The sequence below is a fragment of the Actinacidiphila sp. DG2A-62 genome (assembly GCF_035825295.1).
Classification (GTDB): Bacteria; Actinomycetota; Actinomycetes; order Streptomycetales; family Streptomycetaceae; genus Actinacidiphila.
Genome location: NZ_JAYMGI010000002.1, coordinates 3,626,927 through 3,648,419 on the forward strand (window position 1 = coordinate 3,626,927; position 21,493 = coordinate 3,648,419).

Consider the following 21,493-nt stretch of genomic DNA (forward strand, 5'->3'; position numbering starts at 1 on the left):
CACGGCAACGCCCAGCGCCAAGCCGGCGCGGCGTGCGGCATCGTGGGGCTCGGGTCAGAGGGTGAGGCGCTGGACGCCGGAGGCCACCGCGCGCTGCTCGGGAGCGTCCGCACCGGTCCAGCAGGAGCCGCGCCGCGCCAGAAGCCGCCGCAACCACAGCTCCGTGGCCACGACCTCCCCGAGCCCGTCCAGCGCCCCGCCCCCGACCCCGCCCTCCCCCGTCGCCGCCGCGCGCAGCGCACCCCGCACGACCCGCCCCTCCACCAACCCCGCATCCGCGAGCAGCGGCGCCTCGAACACCTCCATCAACGGCTCCAGCGCCGCCCGCAGCCCCACCCGCATCGCCCCGCCGCCCGACGCCGAGGGCGACGACGCCCCCCATCCGGCCGGCAACTCCCGCACGCCCGCCCCCGCGAGAACCTCCCGCAGGACGTCCGCCCGCGCCCCCGGCCGCACCCGCAGCGCCCCCGGCAGGGCCCTGCACGCCCGTACCACCTGGTTGTCCAGGAACGGCGCGTGCAGCCGCTGGCTGTAGACGGCCGCCGCCTGCTCCAGCACGCGGTAGTCCGCCGCGTGCCGGGCCAGCGCGGCGCGGGCGCGCCGCTCGCCGGGCCGGTCCAGCGGCCAGGGCCGGCGCGCCGCGTCCTGGAGGCGGACCGCGATCTCGGCGCGCGCCTCGCCGGTGAGCCAGCGCGCCGCGGGTCCCGAGCGCACCCACGCCATCGCGGCCAGCGACGCGCCGAGCGGCCCGCCGCCGTCGGGGCCGGCGGCGAGCGCGGCGTCCGGCGGGGCGAGCAGCGCGTTCGCCGCGTCCTCCAGGCCGCGTTGGTACGGGGTGCGGGCCAGCCGCCGGGCCGAGCGGTAGACGGTGAAGGGGACGGTGAACGGCACCAGGACCGCCGAGTGCCCGGCCGCGGCGACGTCGGCGCGGGTGAGGGCGGCGACGGGCCGGACCAGGTGCCGGCGGCGGCGGTCCATCAGCAGGTCGGCCAGCCGCGCGGGGTGCGCGTCGAGCACCTGGCGGGCGCCGAAGCCGATCAGGTGGTCGGCGCCGCCCGCGGACAGCCGCCTGCGGTGGCGTTCGGCGAGGATCAGCGAGGGCCCGGGCTCGTCGGTGAGCGGGATGCCGCCGAGGTTGCCGCCGACCAGGTCGGCGTAGGGCAGGGCCTCGGCGCCGCCGGGGACGACGACGTGCCGCAGCCGGGGGTCGGCGCCCATCGCGCGGGCCCGTTCCAGCTCGGCCTCCCGGCCGCCGGCGCCGCCCGGGCCGCCGGGTCCGTCGCCGACGAGGTCGTTGAAGGTGACCGCCAGCAGGCGTTCGCCGGCCAGCGAGCCGGGGGCGCCGGGGAGAGTGCCGGGCATGCCGGGCAGGCCCGCGGCGAGCAGCGCGAGGGTCGCGGAGGCGGCGCCGCCGGAGAGGTCCGCGCCGATGCCGGGGGCCGGCGCCTCGTCGGGGTCGGGCACGAACCGCGGCTGGGCGAGCCGGGCGCGCACCGCGTCGAGCAGCGCGTCGCGCACGCCCTCGACGGCGGCCTCCGCCTCGGCCGCGCCGGCCGGCTGGTGGCCGACGGCGAGCGAGGCGGTCGGCTCGTAGCCGGTGATCTCGGGGGCGCCGTCGCGCAGGATGAGCGCGTGGCCCGGCGGCACCCGGCGCACGCCCAGGTACGGGGTGCCGTCGCCGAGCGCCTCGGGCGCGTCGGGGCAGGCGAGGGTCGCGGCGAGGTGGGTGACGTCGAGGCCGGCCTCGACGAGGTCGGCCAGCGGGAGCGCGGCGGTGGCGTAGGCGGTGCCGCCGGCCCAGGGAGTGTGGAAGACCGGGAGCGCGCCGGCCAGGTCGCCCAACACGGTGATGCGGCGGCCCAGTTGGAGCACCGCGGTGTAGCTGCCCGGCCAGGCGGTCACATGGCGCAGGGCGCCGCCGCGCGCGGCGACCAGTCCCAGCCGCAGTTCCGCGTCGGTGGCGCCGCAGCGGCCGAGGACGGCGAGCCGCGCGACGCCCTGCCCGTTGCCGTAGCCGCCGCCGTTGCCGTAACCGCCGTAACCGCCGCGACCGCCGTTGCCGCCGTGCCCGTCGAAGCCCGGGTAACCGCCGTACGCACTGCCGTCGTAGCCGCCGTACCCGTCACCGTAGGCGCCGGAGGCGCCCGAGGAGCCGGAGGCGGTGTGGAACGAGCTCGGGGAGCCGTAGGACGAGCCCATGCCGTAGGTGGTGCCGCCCGACGGGCCGCTGTCGGCGTGCACGACGCGGATCTCGTCCGGCCGCCAGTCGCCGACCGCCCACAGCGGGTCGGGTTCCTGCCACAGCAGCCGGGCGCCGACCGGAAGGAGCCGGCGTGTCCTGGACCCGCCCCCGCCGCCCGGACCGGGGCCCGCGGCGGCACTGCTCCACCCCACCAACCACCGCATCGCCGCCTCCACGGGGTGTGGACAGCGCGGACGGGGGTGCATTGCCGGTTTCGCCCCGCCTTGCCGCCACGTCTGACGTCCGAAACACCATGCTGCCACGTGGAAGCGCGCAAGGAGGCGCACGGGCGCACCGAGGGGCGCGGGTCGCGGTCGGCGGCGGCGCCGTGGGACCGCTCCCGGGCGGGGCCTCCCGGGCGGGCGGACGCGACCGCGGCGAAACGTCGGTATCGCGCCAAAGTCCGCGGCACATGCCGCAGTTGATATGCCGGAGTACCGGTCCGCGGCGGGCCGCCCGAGGTGCCGCGGGGCCGGGAGCCGGCCGTGCTTCGTTACGTCGTGGGCGATCGGCGGGCGACGGCCCGGGAGGGGCGGTGGCACCTCCCGGGCCGGTCCGCCACCCGCGGGGAATTGTGGCAGCGGAACCCCTTGGCCCGCCCCACCCCGTCATAGCCGCGTGCCGGGGGCCGCGGGCCGACCCACGCCACCATGCAAGCGCCGCGCCCGCGAACGGCACAGAGCGCACGGCCGGGCGCACGGCCACATATACCGGGAGCACACGCCGGATCACGCGCGTACCGCTCCGGGGCCGCCGCCGACCGGGGGGCCGGATTCCGGCCATCCGGCACAAGCCTCTTAACGGTCGGGATGCGGCGAACTACGCTGGGTGTACCCGGTTCGCACACGTACGCGCGAGTCGGGTATCCGGCACATGCGCCGGGCGGGTCCCAACGGGGTCCGCACGGTGGCCGAATCGGTTCCAGGGGAGGGCGACCCCCGTGCCCCAACGACATCACCAGGCCGACCGGCCTGCCCCCAGCGGCATCACGAGGTGAACCGCAGTGAACAGAGAACACCGCGGGCCGAACGAGAAGCTCGGCACCCTTCTCGCCATGGCGGGCATCAGCAACGCCGGACTCGCCCGCAGGGTCAACGACCTCGGCGCGCAACGCGGCCTGACGCTGCGTTATGACAAGACCTCGGTGGCCCGCTGGGTCACCAAGGGCATGGTGCCGCAGGGCGCGGCGCCGCACCTGATCGCGGCGGCCATCGCCGGCAAGCTCGGCAGGCCCGTGCCGCTGCACGAGATAGGCCTGGCCGACGCCGACCCGGCGCCCGAGGTCGGCCTGGCCTTCCCCAGGGACGTCGGCGAGGCGGTGAAATCGGCCACCGACCTGTGGCGATTGGATCTTGCCGGGCGGCGCGGGCCGGGCGGCGGCGGCATCTGGCAGAGCTTGGCCGGATCTTTCGCAGTGAGCGCTTACGTGACGCCCGCTTCGCGGTGGTTGATCACCCCCGCGGACGCCACGGTGGCCCGCGACGCCCCCGCGCCCGGCATGGCGCACGTCGGCCACGCCGACGTCACGAAGCTGCGCGAGGCGGCCGAGGACGCGCGCCGCTGGGACTCCAAGTACGGCGGCGGCGACTGGCGTTCCGGCATGGTGCCGGAGTGCCTGCGGGTCGAGGCGGCGCCGCTGCTGCTCGGCTCGTACAGCGACGACGTGGGCCGCGCGCTGTTCGGCGCGACCGCCGAACTCACCAGGCTGGCCGGGTGGATGGCCTTCGACACCGGCCAGCAGGAGGCGGCGCAGCGCTACTACATCCAGGCGCTGCGGCTGGCCCGCGCGGCGGCCGACGTCCCGCTCGGCGGCTATGTCCTGGCATCGATGTCGCTGCAGGCGGTCTACCGCAACTTCGCGGACGAGGGCGTCGACCTGGCGCAGGCCGCGCTGGAGCGCAACCGCGGCCTGGCGACCTCCCGCACCATGAGCTTCTTCCACCTGGTGGAGGCGCGCGCGCACGCCAAGGCCGGCGACGCGGCGGCCTGCGGGGCGTCCCTCGCGGCGGCCGAGGCGCTGCTGGAACGCTCCCGCGAGGGCGACGCGGACCCCAGCTGGCTCGGCTTCTACTCCTACGACCGGCTCGCCGCCGACGCCGCGGAGTGCTACCGCGACCTGAAGATCCCGCGGCAGGTCCAGCGGTTCACCGAGCAGGCGCTGGCGCGGCCCACCGAGGAGTTCGTCCGCTCGCACGGGCTGCGGCTGGTCGTCTCGGCGGTCGCGGAGCTGGAGTCGGGCAATCTCGACGCGTGCTGCGCGGCGGGCGTCAAGGCGGTCGAGGTCGCCAACCGCATCTCCTCCGCGCGGACCACGGAGTACGTCCGCGATCTGCTGCACCGGCTGGAGCCCTACAACGACGAGCCGCGCGTGCTGGAACTGCGCGAACGGGCACGGCCGTTGCTGGCGGCTCCCGCGTAGCGGGCCGGTCCCGCGGTCGGGGCGCAGCCACCGGCCGGCGCACGCGGCCTGGAGGCGCTCATGCGCGAAGTCGCCCGGCGCTGAGGCGGCGGCGATAGGCTCCGCGCATGGGGGACACGCGGGACACGGCGGACGTGACGGTGGTCGGCGCGGGGATCGTCGGCCTGGCCACGGCCTACGCGCTGACGCGGCGGACGCCGGCCCCCGGGTGCGGGTGGTGGAGAAGGAGCCCGCGCCGGCGCTCCACCAGACCGGCCGCAACAGCGGCGTGATCCACAGCGGCGTGTACTACCGCCCCGGCAGCCTCAAAGCACGGTACGCGCGGGCGGGTTCGGCCGAGATCCCGCAGTTCTGCGCGGCGCACGGCATCCCGTACGCGATCACCGGCAAGCTGATCGTCGCGACGTCGCCGGACGAACTCCCGCGGCTGGCCGCGCTGGTGGCCCGGGGGCGGGAGAACGGCCTGGACGTCACGGAGTTGGGCCCCGCGCAGATCGCCGAGCGCGAGCCCGCGGTGGCCGGCCTCGCGGCCGCGCACGTCGCCTCCACCGGCATCGCCGACTTCGGCGCGGTCGCCGCGGCGCTGGCCGACGAGGTGGTGCGGGCCGGCGGCGAGGTGCTGTACGGCCAGCGGCTCGCCGCGGTGGACCGCGAGGACGACGGCACGGTGGTGCTGCGCATGGCGGCCGGGAGCACGCTGCGCACCCGCGTGCTGGTCAACTGCGCGGGCCTGCACAGCGACCGCGTCGCGCGGCTGGCCGGCGCGGACCCGGGGATGCGGATCGTCCCCTTCCGCGGGGAGTTCTACGAGCTGGCCGCGGCGCGGCGCGGGCTGGTGAACGGGCTGGTGTACCCGGTGCCCGATCCGCAGTTCCCGTTCCTGGGCGTGCACGCGACGAAGGACGTGCACGGCGGGGTGCACCTGGGGCCGAACGCCGTGCCCGCGCTGGCCCGCGAGGGCTACCGGTGGCGCACCGTGCGGCTGCGCGACGTCGCGGACACCGCGGCGTTCGCGGGCACGTGGCGGATCGCGCGGCGGCACTGGCGGCACGAGGTCGGCGAGGTGCGGCGGTCGCTGTCGCGGCGGGCGTTCGCGGCGCAGGCGCGACGGCTGCTGCCGGCGCTGCGGGCGCAGGACCTCCTCCCGGCGCCGGCCGGGGTGCGGGCGCAGGCGGTCCTGCCGGACGGGACGCTCGTCGACGACTTCCTCTTCGGGGGCGAGGCCCCCTTCGTCCACGTCCTGAACGCCCCGTCCCCCGCGGCGACGGCCGCGCTCCCCATCGGCCGCGAGGTCGCCTCCCGCACCCTGACCGCCCTGGCGGCGGACGACGTCCCGTAGCAGCACGGGGAACGGGGCGACGAGCGCACCCCCGGCGGGAAATCCGGAAGCGGGCGGGGCGGTCCCTCCGGGGGCGGTGGGCGCATTACGGCACAGCGCGGCGTCCCCGTAGACTCGGACATATTGTGAGCAGCTCTCCCTCCACCACACACCGCGCGGCGACCGGGGGCGGGGCCGGGGCCGGGAAATTCCCGGCGGGTCCCGCCGCGGACCCCGCCGGCTCCGCGCTGAACACCGCATCCGCTCGTTCCACGCCCGCCGCGGCCGTATCACCCCCGCCCAGGCCGCGGCGATCACCCGGCACTGGCCCGCGTGGGGCGTGGAGCTGGACGGCACCCCGCTGGACCTGCGGAAGCTCTTCGGCGCGCGGGACGCGGGGACGGGTGCGGGCACCAGCACCAGCACCAGCACCGTATCGAGCTCAGCCGAAGGCGCCCCCGCCGACCTGCCCGTCGTCGTGGAGATCGGCTTCGGCATGGGCGACGCCACCGCCGAGATGGCCGCCGCCGACCCGGACACCGGCATCCTCGCGGTGGACGTGCACACCCCCGGCCAGGGCAATCTGCTGATGCTCGCCGACCGCCTCGGCCTGACCAACCTCCGGGTCGCCAACGGCGACGCCGTGGTGCTGCTGCGCGACATGCTGCCCCCGGCCTCCCTCGCCGGCCTGCGCGTGTACTTCCCCGACCCCTGGCCCAAGCCCCGCCACCACAAGCGCCGGCTGATCCAGCCCGCGTTCCTGGACCTGGCCCTGCCGCTGCTGCGCCCCGGCGCGACCGTGCACTGCGCGACGGACTGGGAGCCGTACGCCGAGCAGATGCTGGAGGTCCTGAGCGCCGCGCCGGAGCTGGTCAACCAGGACCCGTCCGGCGGTTTCGCCGCGCGCCCGGCGTTCCGGCCGATGACCAAGTTCGAACGGCAGGGCCTGGCCAAGGGCCACGTCGTGCGCGATCTGCTGTTCACCCGCCGCTGAGGCGGACCGTGGCGACGATTCCGTACGATCCGGGCACCCCGCACCCTCGCGGAGCGACACCCCGCACCCGTACTGTCGACAAGGTGTCAACGTACCCGTTCGCGTCCCCTCCTCCGTCCCCCTCCGACTCCCCGCCGCAGCCGCCCGCCCGGGCCGCCGCCGCGCCCCGGCCCGAGGACGTGCCCGCGACCGGGACCCCGCCCGGTGTCGGCGTCGAGCCGCCCGCGCCCGGCGGGCCGCTGCTGTACGCGCCGCGACGCGCGTTCTGGGAGAGCAAGGCGGTTCGCACCGGCGCCCTCTTCACCGCCCTCGCCGTCTGCGGTGTGGTCATCCTCGCGGTGGTGCGCCAGCACATAGGCACCGAACCGTTCCTGGTCGGCATGGCCCTCGCGGTCCTGCCGGTGCCGCTGCTGCTGTGGGCGTTCCTGTGGCTCGACCACGTCGCCCCCGCGCCCTGGCAGAACGTCGTCTTCGCGTTCTCCTGGGGCTCGTGCGCCGCGACGCTCGTCGCGATCTTCGCCAACGAGTACGGCGCGAAGCTGCTCTCCTCGACCTTCTCCGGCACCGCGACGCAGACCGACCAGTGGGGCGCCACGTTCGTCGCGCCGCTGGTGGAGGAGACCGCCAAGGGCACGGCGATCCTGCTGCTCTTCCTCTTCCGCCGCCGGCACTTCGAGTCCGTGCTCGACGGCATCGTGATCGCCGGACTCGCCGCGACCGGCTTCGCGTTCACCGAGAACATCCTCTACCTCGGCACCGCCTTCAGCGAGGACCAGCAGCTCGGCTCGCACGGCGCGACCACGTTCGCGACGTTCTTCGTGCGGGTGCTGATGACGCCGTTCGCGCACCCGCTGTTCACCTCGATGACCGGCATCGGCTTCGCGATCGCCGCGGTCGCCAGGCCGGGCCGCCGCTGGCGGTGGCGGTGGGCGCCGCCGGTGCTGGGCTGGATGCTGGCGATGACCCTGCACGGCACCTGGAACGGCACCGGCACGATGTCCCCGCTCGCCTTCCTGACGGTGTACGTCGCGGTGATGATCCCGGCGTTCGGCCTCGTGGTGGTGCTCGCGTTCTGGGCGCGCTCCAACGAACTGCGCACGGTCCGCACCCACTTGGCCTCCTACGCCGCGGCCGGCTGGCTCGCGCCGGCCGAGCCGGGGGCGCTCGGCTCGATGGCGGTGCGCGCCGAGGCGCGGCGGCTGGCCCGGCGCACCCAGGGCGAGGCCGCGGCGCGCGCGGTCCGCGACTACGCGGTCTTCGCCACGCACCTGGCCTTCCTGCGCTCGGCGGCGACGCGTGGCCGGCCGACGCCCGACTTCCCCGCCCGTGAGGGCGAGTTGCTGCACCACCTGTGGTCGCGCAAGGCGTGGGCGCAGCCGGCGCTGCTCCAGGCCGCGCACCCGCCGGCGCCGATGTGGCCGGGAGCCTGGCCGCCGCCTCCGCCACCGCCGTACGCACAGCAGCCGTACGGACAACGGCCGTACGGGCAGCAGCCCTACGCGCAGCAGCCGTACGAGCAGCCGCCGTACACGCAGCAGTCGTACGAGCGGCAGCCCTACGCGCAGCCGCAGCACGGGCAATCCCCGTACGGGCAGGCGTGGGAGACGCCGGCGTGGGGGCAGGGCGACTCCGGGGGCGAGCACGTGTAGGCGGGAGCGAACCGGGGGCGGCTGCCGTGCGGGGCCGGGCCGGCGCGCGTCCGGGATCAGCGGAACGCGCGGCGGTAGGCGTTGGGGCTGACGCCCGTGGTGCGCTTGAAGCGGTCGCGGAAGGCGGCCGGCGAGCCGAACCCGACCTGGGCGCCGATGCGTTCGACCGGGTGGTCGGTGGTCTCCAGCAGGTGCTGGGCACGGCGGACCCGGGCGCGGTGCAGCCACTGCAGCGGTGTGCTCCCGGTCTGTTCGCGGAAGCGGCGGATCAGCGTGCGGGTGCTGGTGCCCGATCGCGCGGCGATGTCGGCCAGCGCCAGGTCCTCGCGGCCGAGGTTGTCCTCCAGCCAGGCCAGCAGCGGTTCGAGCGCGGAGCCGCGCGGGGCCGGCCGGTGCGGGTACGGCTGCACGATGAACTGCGCCTGGCCGCCCTCGCGTTCGAGCGGCATCACGGACAGGCGCGCGGCGTCGGCGGCGACCGCGGAGCCGTAGTCGCGGCGGATCATGTGCAGGCACAGGTCGAGTCCCGCGGCGGCTCCGGCCGACGTGAGGATCTGGCCGTTGTCGACGTAGAGGACGTCGGGGTCGACGGCGACGTCCGGGTACGCGGCGGCGAGCGCCGCCGCCCCGGCCCAGTGCGTGGTGGCGCGCAGCCCGGCGAGCAGGCCGGCGGCGGCGAGCGTGAAGGTGCCCACGCAGATCGAGGCGATGCGGGTGCCGCGCGCGGCGGCGGCCTTGAGCGCGTCGAGGACCTCGGGCGCGGGCGGCGCGTCCGGCTCGTGGACGCCCGGCACGATCACGGTGTCGGCGGCGTCCAGCACGTCGAGGCCGTGGCGGGCGCGCACCGTGAACGCGCCGGCGTCCACCTCGGCGCCGGGGCCGCCGGGGGCGGCGACGCGCACGCGGTAGCCGGGCCGGCCGTCGGGCAGCCGGGTGCGTCTGAAGACCTCGATCGGGGTGGCGAGGTCGAACGGGATGACCCGGTCGAGCGCCAGGATCACGACGGTGTGCATGGCGGGAATGTAGCCGGACGCAGGGGTGCCGCCGAAGGGCACGCGCACCGCTGAGTGGGCATTCTCACAGTTCAGCGGCCACAGGGGGGCCTCCGGCCCGGGGCTGTCATTTTTCTGGCGTCACCTGGCGTTCTTGCCACTGGGAGGCGGCCCGTCGGCTGGCTACGGTCGCAACCGGACGCGCCCTGGACCGGGTCCGGACCCGCACCGGCACCGGACTCGGCACGGCACCGGAACCGGCCTGCATGTGCATCCGCACCCCCCGGTGAATCCGCATCCGCCTGTGAATCCGCACCGCTGTGACTCCGCACCCGCACCTGAACGAAGGCACTGCTCCCGTGACGAAACTCCTGCTGTCCCTGCACGTCCTGGCCGCGATCCTGGCGGTCGGCCCGGTGGCGGTGGCCGCCAGCATGTTCCCCGCGGCGCTGCGGCGCCTGGGCGCGGACGATCCCGGCGGGGACCGGACCGACCCGGCGGGGCTCGGCGCCCTGCGCACGCTGCACCGGGTCTGCCGGGTGTACGCGGGCGTGGCGGTGGCGGTCCCGGTGCTCGGCTTCGCGACGGCGAGCGAGATGGGGGTGCTCCACTCCGCCTGGCTGATCACGTCGATCGTGCTGACCGCGGTCGCGGCCGGCGTGCTCGCGCTGCTGCTGCTCCCGGCGCAGGAGGCGGCGCTGGAGACGTTCTCCGTGGCCGCGGCGCCGCGCCTGGCGATGCTGGCCGGCGTCTTCAACCTGCTGTGGGCGACGGTCACCGTCCTCATGGTGGTCCGCCCCGGCTCGACCACCGGGGCGTGACCGCGATGCGCCTGCTGCGTGCCGCCGCCGCGGTCGAACTCGTCACCCTCATCGCCCTGTTCACCAACCTGGCGACCTACCACCAGCCCACCGTGGCCGCCCTCCTCGGCCCGCTCCACGGCTGCGCCTATCTCTACGTCGCCATCGCGGTGGCCCGCGCCAAGCCCTCCCCCACCACCCGCACCAAGCTCACCGCGGTCATCCCCGCGGTGGGCGGCCTCCTCGCCCTCCGCCACCTCCCCGCCCCCTGACGGCGAGGCCGCGGCGCTCGGTTTGAGCCCTTCGCCGATACGCGGCCCCGGGACATCAGGCCGACGACCCCTCGATAGGCTTGGGCAAGGGCAGCAAACCCCAGCCGAACCCAACCGAGTAGGCCCGTGAACGCTCAAGAGAAACCAGCGTGGACGCCCCCGCAGGGATCGTGGGCGTCTTCAGCAGCGCGGCGGCGCAACATGCAGGCCATCAAAAGCAGGGATACCAAGCCGGAGAAGCGCATCCGCCAGCTGCTCCACGCCAAGGGGCTGCGCTACCGAGTAAGCAAACGGCCTTTGAAAGACCTGCGTCGAACGGCTGACGTGGTGTTCGGCCCCGTGAAGGTAGCCGTCTTCATCGATGGATGTTACTGGCACGGCTGTCCCGACCACTACGTTCCGCCGAGGACGAACGAGGGCTACTGGTCGACCAAAGTTGCGGGCAACATGGCGAGGGACCGCGACACCGACGAGCGCCTCACAGAGGCTGGGTGGACCATTCTCCGATTCTGGGAGCACGAGCCGCCAGAGCTATGCGCTGACATAATTGCGGCTACGGTCATCGCCCACCGGCAAAAGCTCAGGAACGCCGCCGAGCGCGAAAGCAGCTAGCTGCTCCTGGTCCCGGTTTTCGGCCGGAGCACCTTCATTCTCCATCACATAGTTCCGCAGATTGGCCTCCCGGCTCTGCGGCCGGAGGACGGCCGCGATCGCCCGCCCCACCGCCTCGGCCACGGGTGGTGGGAAAGCATTTCCCACTTGCCGGTACCTCGCGGTCTTTCCGCCCTGGAACTTCCACGATTTCGGGAAACCCTGGATCAGCGCCGCCTGCTCGACCGTCAGCATAGGGCCGTCCGGGCGGAACAGGTCTCGTTCAGGTACGACCTCGCTGGCATCATTTGCAACGCCCATAGCGTCGATTCCGAGGCTTAGCCAGGCCTTCTTGGCCCGACTCGGCCCGAGGTCCGCTCCTCCGTGTTTCCTGGACCCCCCTACGAGCGTGGGAGCAACCCCGCTGAACCCGTCCGCAGACCTCGACGCCGCGGCGGCGGCGAGCCGCTCCCACCGCTGAAAAGCTTCCTTGCCCGTCATCACGACCTGACCGACTTGAAACTTCTGGTTCCAGAAGGGCTTGAACCGCTTTCGCATACTGTCCTGAAGCGCATCATGAACAGTGACGAAGCCGCTGGCAGTGCCTTGAGGCCAGACGAACTCCGCATCCGCCAGAACATCGTCCCGGATAGCCACAAGGATCGCCCGGGGACGCAGTTGCGGAACACCAAAATTACCGGCGTCGATCCGTCGCCACACCTTCCCCATGGCAGCATTCTGCGTCTCAACGGACCACGTGGCTTTGATCTCAGGAACCCGATAGCCAAAATCATGGAGAATATTGATGATTTTACGCCGATAGGCGACAAAAACATGAGGAGGCTCTAGGATTCCCCGGACATTCTCGATCATCAGCGCTTTGGGCCGGAGCCGTTCGACAATCTCTAGCATCGCAGGGAAGAGATCACGCTCATCGTCCTCTCCAAGCCTTTTCCCAGCAAGGGAAAATGGCGGGCAAGGGACTCCGCCGGCCAGTAGATCAAGCTCTCCCTGCTCAAGCTTGAGTTCTTTCAGCTCGCGCGAATCGGGATAGTCCCTGACATCGAAAGGCTTGAGATCTCCAGCGCGCTTTGGCCCCCAGCCGGGCCAACCTTTCACATTTTCACTCAATGTCCTGACGGCATGGGAGTCCCACTCGACTAGCGCACGGTGGACGTAGCCAGCGTTGTGCAAGCCCAGTGCTTGTCCCCCAGCCCCGGCACAGATTTCGAGCGAGGTGAGCGGCGGGATCGCCTGCCCGGCCTGTCCGCCGCCCATTGATTCGCTCCTCGTGCTGTGCATCACTGCAGTCGGCCAAGTGTCGCAGACTGAACGTCCCGGCGCCGGTGTCCGCGCTGGATCTTCACGCCAGCGCACGACCGGGCACAGCGATCTTAGCCAAACCCACAGCGGGAGAGGGCGCCTACCCCTCCTGGCGTCTCAGATGCCGGAGCAGCTCAGCGACATCGCTCGGGGCCAGGCCAGCTGCAACAGACGGTTCCTCCTGCAGGTCTCCCAACTGCTGCACGGACGGGTCATCAAGGATGCGCCCCATGAACTCAAGCTTCTGGTCGAGCCGCATCGCCACCACTTCATCGACCGTGTTCCTCGCAGCCAGAACCGTCACGTGGGTGTCGGTGTCAGGATCCAGGCCGAGACGGTGGATGCGGTCAAGGCTCTGCAGGAATCGGCCGGCCATGAAGTCACGGTCGACGTACACCGCATCGTGGCAGACCTGGTGCAGGCTGATTCCCTCGCCGAGGGTCGCGGGGTTGGACACGAGGACCATGCACCCGGGGTCCTCGCGGAACCGCCGCAGCTGCTCGTCCCGGTCCAGGGTTCCGCCGTGGACTACAGCAGGGCTGTACTCGTGCAGGAGACCTTCGAGGGTCGTGATGCTGCGGACAAACGTCGTCCAGATCAGGGTCTTGCGGCCCTGGGCCGCATTGCGGGCCACGATGGACACCGCTTCCTGATATTTCGGTGACAGCTCGTAATCGGGCAACTGCTGCAGAAGAGCGTACAGGGAACTTCCCGGAGGAATGTCGAGGGGAGGCAGCTGGTAAACCAGCGGCTCGTATCGGCTGGTTCCCGTGACGAGGAGCGAGGGGCTGGTCGCCGCCATGAGCAGCCTGAGGGCGGTCTTGCCAAGGGCGCTGAGGTCCTCCCGGGCACCGCCGGCGCCTATGCCGCCGACGAGCGAGCTGTAAATCTCGTTGTGCAGCGGCGGAAGGTCGACGTACCGCAGCTTCAGCTCAACGGGCGGAAGACCGAGTTCGTGTTTCGTCGTACGTGTGAACAGTGGTCTCAGAACGGAACTTGCATAGGCAAGGTCGCCCCCGGCGACCGCCTGTGTGACTGACCTCTGTCCCTGTCCCGGCCAGACGAAGCCGAGCAGGTTTTCCAGGTCCTTCGAGCCGTTGGGCGCGGGTGTCCCCGTCAGGATCAGCCTTCGCCGGGCGAGAGGCCCCAGAGCCATGCACGCGGCACCGTAGGTGCCGCGCGCGCCAAGCTTCATACGGTGGGCCTCATCCAGGACGATCATCGACGGACCGTCCTGCAACCAGCCGGCGAGCGCCGGCAGCGAGCGGTCGAGCTTCTCGTAGTTCACGATGAGAACCTCCGCCCACTGGTCGAAGGACCGCCCGAGGATGTGGGTGCGCAACGGGCGCCGGAAGGACACACCCGTCTCGTACTGCCAGGACTCATAAGCAGATTTGGGACACACCACGAGCAGTCTCGATACTGCACCCTGTGCCCGCTGGGCCGCATAGACCGCAAGGGCGACTCGTGTCTTCCCAGCTCCCGGCACACTGAAGTTGGCGCCGTGCTGCAAGGAAAGCAGCTTGGCGATGTCGCGCCGCTGGAACTCGTTGAGCGGTGCCTCCCACTCGTCACCAAGGCTGGCCGCGAGGTCTTCGTTGCGCGGCGGGACCGTCTCCGTCCGCTCGACTGGCTGAGCCGGACCGCTCAGCTGCTTCTTGACTGTTTCGGCGTCGCGGAGCACATCGAGGACAAGCGCGCGCAGCTCGGGAGCCCACTGGACCCCGGCGTGATGAGGCCAGCTGTTCACGGTGCTAAGCCCCACCAGCAGGTCATCGAGATCAACTGATGCGGTGAGGGTGCCGAGTTGGCCGCCCGTACGGAAACGGGCGGCCAGCTGCACCAGATCGTCGCGGTACTGCTCGGTCGTACGAAACAGCACCCTTGTGCGTGATTCGTCGAACCCGAGGTACAGCGAAACCTCCGCGTCCTCTGTCATCAGCCACCTTCCACGGCCGCTGCGGCCAGCAGCCACGAGACGCCGTCGCCGGGGTGGGCAATACCGCGGCCGGCCTGTTCGGCCAGTTTCCGGATACTCTCACGGAAGAGCACGACGGCCTCGTCGAATGACTCCTCGTCCAGGGACCGGGCAGCCCTCGCCTGGACAAGGTCCACCACGCACTGATCGATGTCAGCACAGGCATCCGCAAGCCGTGCAGGTGCCAACTGCTTGCGCCGACGCACCCGGGCGTCACGGCCAGCCGCGTCGATCGCCTTGTCGAAGGCCTCCCGTGCCTGGTCAACGACGCCTTGGGCTTCTCGCTTAACATGGTCCGGTTCACTGCTGGGGGCTGTCACGGCAGCTTTCGCCTTCAGGATGCGGTCGTTGAGCGCACGCGCCGCAGACACCGCGGTGGACTCCGCCGGAACTTCGATACCGAGGCCAGGCACAAGAGCCGGACCCGCGTCGTCGGCTGCCCCGTCCAGGCCGGCAGGCAGTGTCGAATTGAGGTACTTGTTCCTGAAGTCTCCCTCGATGTAGCGGACGTCCGTCTTGGCAAATCCCAGAAGGATGGCGGCGAGCCTCATTTCCCTCAGGACGTCAGCCTGATCCGGATCCGCGGCCGCCAGGGTCTCGTAGGCGCGGTGCAGTTCCTTCAGCTTCTCCTGGTCCCCTTCGAAGTCCACAAGCCGCAACTTCGCGCCGCCGGCGGTCTGGCTCCTGCCGATCAGGTCGCGGATCATGCCGAGGATCCACCGCTCCTGGTGGTAGGTGCTCTTCCTGATGCGGAACTCCTTCGCAATCGAGTCTGGAGTCCTTCCCAGGGACGCCTGCTCTTCCATGGCAAGCAGCCTGTTGATGTATGAGTAGTCGCGGCGATGGTCCTTCCGCAGCTGAAGGGAAAGCTCAACCGAGTAGATGTCCGCCCAGGTGAAAGACTCGGGGAGGACTCCCACTCGCATGGACCGGGCACCGATCTCCCGGAGTGCCGCCGCCCGAGTGTTGCCGTTTACCAGTACGCCGTGATGCGTAATCAGGCCCGGGTCGGTCTGCCCAAAATCCTTCAGGCTCTCCTTGAGCTTGTCGAACTCGGTGTCGCGGCGGTTGGGGTCGGCAGGTTCCGCCTGGAGAAGGTACTGCAGGTATCCCTGGCTCTCAGCGTTCCAGGGATCACGCTCCAGTTGCTGGTCGCGGGCCGAGTCATGACTCCGCTGGGCCCGGATGCGATGGGTGCCCGGGTTGTAGTAGAGCCCCTCAAGAGGAAGGTCGATCACCTCCACGTGCAGGGGCTGATCATTCCAGTCAACGGTCACAGTTTCACGGGTGCCGCCCGCGCTCTTCGCCTCCTCCAGCCGCTTCCTGATCAATTCGCCGAACTCCGCGGCGCGTGGTGGCAGCGGAAACTCGCGTGCCATGGCCACCCTTCCCTTCGTCCTCTGATGACTTCGCCTGGTCCGTCGCTATTCCTCGTCGTTGGCCACGGCCAACTGGATGAGAAGCCGACTCTCCTCCGGCAACGTACGGAAGACCCCCCACAACTGCTCCAACCCGCTCATCGTCCTGCGGTCCGCCTCCATCCAGCCCGCCAAGACCCTCCGCTCCAGCGGAGTAAGCCGCCGAACCGTCGCGAGCAAGCCGTCAAGATCGACCTCCCGGTCGCTGCCAGCAGCACACCGGTTGCACTCGGTGACATACTGAATCTCCACCTGACCGGTGGGCTTGCGCACCTTGCGCCGGGTCACGTTCAGCTTCGAACGTTCATATCCCGCCTCGTCGTACAGTTCGCCGGCCCCGATGCCGCACGTCCGGCACAGGAAACCGTCTGCTTGCCACACCTTCGTACGCTGCGCCGCCGTGAGCCGACTCTCCTGGCTGCCCGGCTTCGCCTGCCCCGGAATCCAGATTTCGGCCCCCTTGTTCACGTACCGCTGCTCCTCCTGGCGAAGTCCGGGATCGTCACGGCTCGTGTCGATGCGCCATCCGTGCGCGCGCAGCTCACGAACGCGGCGGTCGATCTGGGTGTCGTGCGGAAACGCCTGCCTCAGCTGGGTCTTGGTGAAGATGTTTCCCTCACCGACCTCCGTCTCAAGCCACAGCGCGGCGCGGATCTTACTACCGAAATTCTTGTCCTGCCAGGACGGCAGATTCGTGGCCATCGAGAACCTCCGTGGACGCAGCGCACGACACCCCGGCGTATGCAGCACCGGGCTACGTCAATCAATACACATCTCCCCGCACGCAAGTCCAGCTCGTTCTTTTCTTGCCAGCCAACCGGCAACAAGAGAGCGAGCGGCAGTGTTGCCAGTCGACTGGCAACAGAAAAGCGCTTCCCGCGAGACGGTCCCCGTGGTTTGCTGTGAAGGTTCAGGATGGCCCCGCTTGGGTAAAGCCCGGCGCCAAAGCAAGGGGGAATTTTGCCCGGAAAATGGCAGATTCAGCCGCTTCCTGCGGATTCAACGCCCGAGTTGCGGCATTTTGTGTCGGTACTCCGCCGTATGACACTCCTCCTGGGAAGCTCCATGACAGCGGCGGCACGGGCAGGCAGCACCACCCCTTCCGTCCTGAGCCGCTACCTGAGCGGTGCGAGGAAGCCCACGGTGGAAACGCTGAAAGGTCTGCACACCGCAGCACAGGAGGCTGCCCAGAGCACCGGCGCAGCGTGCCCCACGTGGGCTGAGCTCGAGGAGGTGCTCCATAGGGCGTGGGCAGGCTCCACCCGCTGCGACAACCCGCTCTGCGAGGAACTGCAGCACCGGTACGACGCCCTTCTCTCTGAGCGCAGGCGGCGCCGGACGCAGGCGGGTCTGCGAAGGCGCCTCAGGATGCGTTCACTTGCACGAGCCGGCTCGGTCGCCTCGGCGGCAGCTTTCGAGCGCTCGCCGTCGTCAACAAGGCGCAAGACTGCGCTGCCGGTCCCCCCTGCGGCACGGGACCGGCAGCACGCCGCGTTTCAAGTGCCCGCCGCACTGGGCCTCGCGAAAGATGTCGCAGCACTCGCAGACGGCGAACGAGAAGCCGGAGCACCGGGGGCAGAGACGTCCGCGCTGGCGCTGCTCCGGCAGGGCGCCGAGGTGCTTACGCCACTGGAGAGCGCCGCATCGGCAGTGTTGCTGCACCGGCAGGACCCGCACCTCGCCACGTCGTACCTCGGAATACTGGGGCGGGACAGACCGGAGAAGGACGTCATCCGTATTGCGGTGGCCCTCAGCGACTTCGGCTTTACGCCTGGGGCTGAAGCTATCCTTCGCACAGCTGCCGGCGCCAGAACGTCTGCGTGACCTTTCACTCGCTGTGTGTACACGTGGGTAATGCCCCTGGCCAGACTGAACAGCGCGAACGGTAAACCTGGTCAGAGGTTGGTGAGAAGGATGCGGGCGGGCGTGATGAGGTTGCGCACAGGGTGGGTCGGCAATCAGGTTGGTAGCAGGATCGGTGAGCCGCGCGAGAGGCGGGAACGTGGGCGCAGGCAGCGTCGACAACGCCGGTCCGGTGTAGCCGAGGACCGTGCGCAGCGCCGCGTGAGAGCGTGCGGCGGTGGGTGGCGCAGTGGAGACGTTGATCCAGGCTGATTGCTTGTCGCTGATCTCGGCGCCTCCGACCGTCCAGTCGAGCAGGTTCCTGAACGAGCCCGGCAATTCACCCGTGTACCCCGGGACATAGATCAGTAGCGCATCCGCCGTCCCGATCAGGATGCGCAGCCGGGTGACTTCCGCAGGCAGCGGTTCGTGGTCATCGTCAGGGTAAGTGGTGCAGTCGCGCGACGTCGAAGTACGGCAACGGGCGGACCGCCGCGTTGAGTTCATCGGCGACAGTACGCAGCGCCGCCGTGTTGGTCGACGTGGCGCGGGTAGTGCCGCTGATCAGCGCGAGCGCAGTGACCCGAGGGGACGGGAGTTGCGCGGGGCCGGAAGTCGGACACGTCTACGACGTTACGTGCCCGCACCATGGCTCCCAATTGGCCGGCCGGGCGGTTTGCGGGCCTTTTCGGGGCCTTCGGCGGCACGGAAATGCGTTGTGGGGGCGGTGGGGATCGGGTAGGCAGGGTGGGTGATTCGACAAGGCTCCATCGTGCTGCGCGCCCGCGAGGCGGAAGACGTCGAGGTTCTGCACCGGGAGCTCTACGAGGACGTCCAGGGGCGGGCGCGCTCGGACCGGCGGCCCTGGCGGCCGCTGCCGCTCGGGACCGCCTCGCCGTACACCTTCTCCTTCGACCCGGAGAACGACGACCGGCCGGTGTTCTCCGTCGTCGAGGCCGCGTCCGGCGAGCTGGCCGGGATCGCCGCGCTGTGGGGCCTGGACCCGCACAACCGCTCGGCGCACCTGGGGATGTCGCTGCGGCCGGCCTTCCGCGGACGCGGCCTGGGCACCGACGTGGTCCGCGCGCTGTGCGTGTACGGCTTCACCGTGCGCAACCTGTTCCGGCTCCAGGTCGACACCCTCGGCGACAACGCCGCGATGATCGCCGCGGCCCGGCGCAACGGCTTCACCGTGGAGGGCACGATGCGCAAGGCCGCCTGGGTGTACGGCCGTTACCTCGACGAGGTCGTCCTCGGACTGCTCCTGGACGAGTGGACCCCGCCGGCGCCGGAACCGGCGGCGCACCCGTGATCCGAACCGCCACGGCCCGCGACCGCCGTTCCCGGCACGGAATCCCGCGATCGCCGGTCCCGCCGCGGGGCACGCGGCCCGCGGCGGCCCGCGTGCCCCGCGGCCTCACATCGACAGGCGGCGCAGCTTGAGCACGTTGTCGCGCCGCACCGCGGGCTGTCCCTCCCGGTCGGTGTACTCCTGCTCGTGCTCCTCGGCGGTCAGCAACTCCCACGCCTCGGCGCGTAGTTCGAGCTGGTCGTAGACCTGCTGCGGGGTCGGCAGCTCGGCGTCGGCGTGCGGGTGGCCCTGCGGGAACGCCGCGTGGCCGACGACCAGCAGCACACCGCCGGGCGCGACCGCCGACGCCGCCTGCCGCAGGATGCGCTCGCGCGGCATCTCGAACGGCGAGTGGAAGAAGTGCGCCGAGACGAGGTCGAAGGACCCGGAGGGGAACGTCTCGGTCAGGTCGTGCCGCTGCCAGTGGATCGCCCCGCCGAGCCCCGCCTCCCGCGCGTGCTCCTCCGCGCGCTCCAGCGCGACCTGCGAGATGTCCGCGGCCACGACCGACCAGCCGCGCGCCGCCAGCCACACCGCGTCCGCGCCCTCCCCGCAGCCGAGGTCCAGCGCGCGGCCCGGCCTCAGCTCGGCGGCCTCGCGCACCAGCACCGCGTTCGGCCGCCCGCTCCACATGCGCTCGCTGCCCGCGTAGCGCCCGTCCCAGTACTCCGCGGCCGACTCCGGCAGCGCGTCCCCGCCGTCCGGCGCGCCCTCCTCCGGCGCGCCCTCGTCCGGCCCACCGCTGCCCGCGGGCCCGCCGCTGCCCGCGGGCCCGCTCCCGCCCGCCGGCGCGTCCCCGCCCGGTCCCTTCCCGTCGACGGGCCCGACATCGCCCGCCGCCGCGCCGCCGCGCACCGCCCGGTCCTCGTGCTCCCCGCTCACCGTCCACCGTTCCCTTCCGCCGCCGTCGCGCTTCCGAGGGCCGCCGGGGCAGTCCCGGCCGCCGCGGCCGAGGCGGCCGGCCGGTCCGCCGGGTCCGCCTCGGCCGCCGGGTCCGGTCCCGGCCCCGCGGCACCATCCTGCCGCCGGACCGCGACCGCCTCGCGGACCTCGGCCTCGATCAGGTCCATGTTGATCGCCGCGCCGGCCCGTACGCCCGCCGCCGCGGAGCCGATGACCTGCTCGGTGAGGTTGGTGACGTTGCCCGCCACCCACACGCCCGGCACGTCGGTCGCGCCGGTCACCGGGTCCGCGGGGATACGCGTACCCACCGCGTACGCGCCCATGAGCAGGTCCGCGGGCCGCAGGCCGAGGCCCTCCAGGACGCCGGAACGGGCGGTCAGGCGCGTGCCGACGGCCAGGCCGCGGACCGGGACCGTACGGCCCGACGCCAGGACTACGCCGTCGAGCCGTCCGTCCGCCACCGCCAGCCGGGTGACCTCGCCGTCGACCACCGCGACGCCGCGCGCGGCCAGCTTCTCCCAGCCGTCCTCGTCCGGCTCCACCCCGCTGGTGTGCAGGAACAGCGTGACGTCGGCGCTCCACTGCCGCCACAGCAGCGCCTGGTGCACGGCGAGCGCGGCGTCGCCGACCGCGAGCACGCCGATCGGCTGGTCGCGGACCTCCCAGCCGTGGCAGTACGGGCAGTGCAGCACGTCGCGGCCCCAGCACTCGGCGAGGCCGGGCACGTCCGGCAGCTCGTCGGTCAGGCCGGTGGTGACCAGCAGGCGGGCGGCGTGCAGCGCGGAGCCGTCGTCCAGCTCGACGCGGAACCGCTCCCCGTCGCGCACCGCCGTCACCGCGCGGCCCTCGCGCACCTCGCCGCCGTAGCCGGCCAGCTCGGCGCGGCCCGCGGCCAGCAGCTCGCGCGGCGGCGTGCCCTCGCGGCCCAGATACATGTGCACGCCGTCCGCGGGCGCGTTGCGCGGCTCGCCCGCGTCGACCACGAGCACGCGGCGCCGCGCCCGGGCCAGGGTGAGCGCGCCGCTCAGCCCGGCGGTCCCGCCGCCGATCACGATCACGTCCCACGGGTCCCCGTCCGCTCCACCGCGCCCGTGCAGGGTTTCGTACATCACGCCGCGACCTCCGCTTCCGCTGTCGTCCTGCGGCTCTTCTCCTGCCTCGCAGCCTCGCCCCGGACTCGCCAGGTTGACAAACTTTGTTGCCGTGACGGCAAATGGAAGGGTGACGTCGAAACGAGCGAAGCGGGTGCACCCGGGGGCGGCGGACCGCACGGGCGGCGCGGCGAGCGGCGCGGGCGCGGCGAGCGGCGCGGCGTCCGGCGGGAACGGCTGGGCCGACGGCGCCGAGAACGCCGGGACCGGGGGAAGCGGCGGGACCGGGAGGAGCGGCGGGAGCGAAACG

At 72.0% G+C, this 21,493-nt stretch carries 15 protein-coding genes and 2 pseudogenes; 8 read left to right on the forward strand and 9 right to left on the reverse strand.

The window, feature by feature from the left end:
- Positions 1 to 54: 54 nt before the first annotated feature.
- Positions 55 to 2,406 carry an asparagine synthase gene (locus tag VSR01_RS15815; RefSeq protein WP_326449845.1) on the reverse strand — a complete coding sequence of 784 codons (2,352 nt, stop codon included), beginning with the start codon at positions 2,404 to 2,406 and terminating at the stop codon, positions 55 to 57.
- 839 nt (positions 2,407 to 3,245) lie between these two features.
- Here VSR01_RS15815 and VSR01_RS15820 point away from each other — a divergent pair.
- The 4 genes and pseudogenes from VSR01_RS15820 (at position 3,246) to VSR01_RS15835 (ending at position 8,622) form a co-directional block, all read left to right on the forward strand.
- Entirely contained in the window at positions 3,246 to 4,661 is a 1,416-nt protein-coding gene (locus tag VSR01_RS15820) for an MFS transporter (protein ID WP_326449846.1), read from the forward strand.
- A 107-nt stretch (positions 4,662 to 4,768) separates the two neighbouring features.
- Positions 4,769 to 6,000 (forward strand): annotated as a pseudogene (gene lhgO / locus VSR01_RS15825) (L-2-hydroxyglutarate oxidase).
- A gap of 125 nt (positions 6,001 to 6,125) precedes the next feature.
- Positions 6,126 to 6,973, forward strand: a pseudogene (gene trmB, locus VSR01_RS15830) (tRNA (guanosine(46)-N7)-methyltransferase TrmB).
- An 83-nt stretch (positions 6,974 to 7,056) separates the two neighbouring features.
- Complete coding sequence (locus tag VSR01_RS15835; RefSeq protein ID WP_326449847.1) at positions 7,057 to 8,622, forward strand: PrsW family intramembrane metalloprotease; 1,566 nt, start codon at positions 7,057 to 7,059, stop codon at positions 8,620 to 8,622.
- A 56-nt stretch (positions 8,623 to 8,678) separates the two neighbouring features.
- On the opposite strand, the gene VSR01_RS15840 is transcribed toward VSR01_RS15835, so the two are convergent.
- Positions 8,679 to 9,635 (reverse strand): GlxA family transcriptional regulator, encoded by a 957-nt coding sequence (locus tag VSR01_RS15840; RefSeq protein WP_326449848.1) that lies wholly within the window; start codon positions 9,633 to 9,635, stop codon positions 8,679 to 8,681.
- Positions 9,636 to 9,973: 338 nt separating this feature from the next.
- Between VSR01_RS15840 and VSR01_RS15845 the strand changes: the two genes are divergently transcribed.
- The 3 genes from VSR01_RS15845 to VSR01_RS15855 all read left to right on the forward strand — a co-directional run bounded on the left by VSR01_RS15845 (position 9,974) and on the right by VSR01_RS15855 (position 11,298).
- Positions 9,974 to 10,435 (forward strand): hypothetical protein, encoded by a 462-nt coding sequence (locus VSR01_RS15845; protein WP_326449849.1) that lies wholly within the window; start codon positions 9,974 to 9,976, stop codon positions 10,433 to 10,435.
- Between the two features lie 5 nt (positions 10,436 to 10,440).
- Positions 10,441 to 10,686, forward strand: a complete 246-nt coding sequence (locus VSR01_RS15850) for a DUF3817 domain-containing protein (protein ID WP_326453683.1) — start codon at positions 10,441 to 10,443, stop codon at positions 10,684 to 10,686.
- 126 nt (positions 10,687 to 10,812) lie between these two features.
- On the forward strand, positions 10,813 to 11,298 hold the full coding sequence (locus VSR01_RS15855; protein WP_326449850.1) for a very short patch repair endonuclease: 486 nt from the start codon (positions 10,813 to 10,815) through the stop codon (positions 11,296 to 11,298).
- Here the strand turns inward: VSR01_RS15855 and VSR01_RS15860 are convergent.
- The 5 genes from VSR01_RS15860 to VSR01_RS37780 form a co-directional block, all read right to left on the reverse strand.
- Positions 11,218 to 12,555: a DNA cytosine methyltransferase gene (locus VSR01_RS15860; RefSeq protein ID WP_326449851.1), complete on the reverse strand. Its 1,338-nt coding sequence runs from the start codon at positions 12,553 to 12,555 to the stop codon at positions 11,218 to 11,220. The two genes, VSR01_RS15855 and VSR01_RS15860, sit on opposite strands and share 81 nt — an antisense overlap.
- Positions 12,556 to 12,700: 145 nt before the next feature.
- Positions 12,701 to 14,539: a DEAD/DEAH box helicase gene (locus VSR01_RS15865; protein ID WP_326449852.1), complete on the reverse strand. Its 1,839-nt coding sequence runs from the start codon at positions 14,537 to 14,539 to the stop codon at positions 12,701 to 12,703.
- Positions 14,539 to 15,957 carry a hypothetical protein gene (locus VSR01_RS15870; protein ID WP_326449853.1) on the reverse strand — a complete coding sequence of 473 codons (1,419 nt, stop codon included), beginning with the start codon at positions 15,955 to 15,957 and terminating at the stop codon, positions 14,539 to 14,541. Before VSR01_RS15870 ends, VSR01_RS15865 begins: the two co-directional genes overlap by 1 nt.
- A 45-nt stretch (positions 15,958 to 16,002) precedes the next feature.
- Entirely contained in the window at positions 16,003 to 16,698 is a 696-nt protein-coding gene (locus VSR01_RS15875) for a hypothetical protein (RefSeq protein WP_326449854.1), read from the reverse strand.
- A 729-nt stretch (positions 16,699 to 17,427) separates the two neighbouring features.
- The gene (locus tag VSR01_RS37780; RefSeq protein WP_442785476.1) at positions 17,428 to 18,345 is read right to left on the reverse strand and encodes an NADPH-dependent FMN reductase; all 918 of its coding nucleotides are present in this window, start codon (positions 18,343 to 18,345) and stop codon (positions 17,428 to 17,430) included.
- A 244-nt stretch (positions 18,346 to 18,589) separates the two neighbouring features.
- Here VSR01_RS37780 and VSR01_RS15880 point away from each other — a divergent pair, with 244 nt between their 5' ends.
- The gene (locus VSR01_RS15880) at positions 18,590 to 19,150 is read left to right on the forward strand and encodes a GNAT family N-acetyltransferase (RefSeq protein ID WP_326449855.1); all 561 of its coding nucleotides are present in this window, start codon (positions 18,590 to 18,592) and stop codon (positions 19,148 to 19,150) included.
- 105 nt (positions 19,151 to 19,255) lie between these two features.
- On the opposite strand, the gene VSR01_RS15885 is transcribed toward VSR01_RS15880, so the two are convergent.
- Together VSR01_RS15885 and VSR01_RS15890 are read right to left on the reverse strand one after the other, a co-directional pair.
- A complete protein-coding gene (locus VSR01_RS15885) occupies positions 19,256 to 19,876 on the reverse strand; it encodes a class I SAM-dependent methyltransferase (protein ID WP_442785679.1) in 621 nt (206 codons plus the stop codon).
- Between the two features lie 191 nt (positions 19,877 to 20,067).
- Positions 20,068 to 21,201: an NAD(P)/FAD-dependent oxidoreductase gene (locus VSR01_RS15890; RefSeq protein WP_326453684.1), complete on the reverse strand. Its 1,134-nt coding sequence runs from the start codon at positions 21,199 to 21,201 to the stop codon at positions 20,068 to 20,070.
- Between the last annotated feature and the right edge of the window lie 292 nt (positions 21,202 to 21,493).